We start from the raw sequence: 238 nt of genomic DNA on the forward strand, positions 1-238 counted from the left end.
ACTCTATCATTTACCCCAATAGTCTCATTAAAATTAGGCGTTTGATAAGCTGCAATTAATTCCCCTTGTTTTTGGAGAATTTCAATCACATCAGGTAGGTAATACTCCCCTTGCACATTATCATTTCCTACTTGTTGTAATGCTTCAAAAAGCATTTTATTATCAAAACAATACGTACCAGTATTAATTTCATTCACTTGTAGTTCCTCGTTTGATGCATCCTTATGCTCAACGATTT

Annotated in this window: 1 pseudogene; it reads right to left on the reverse strand. The window is 33.6% G+C overall.

Annotation, left to right across the window (positions count from 1 at the left end):
• A pseudogene (locus AOA60_RS29690) lies at nucleotides 1-197 on the reverse strand (bifunctional UDP-N-acetylglucosamine diphosphorylase/glucosamine-1-phosphate N-acetyltransferase GlmU); the annotation flags it as partial.
• Nucleotides 198-238: the final 41 nt, after the last annotated feature.

It is taken from the genome of Pseudomonas sp. 2822-17 (assembly GCF_002742485.1).
GTDB classification, from domain to species: domain Bacteria; phylum Pseudomonadota; class Gammaproteobacteria; order Pseudomonadales; family Pseudomonadaceae; genus Aquipseudomonas; species Aquipseudomonas cyclaminis.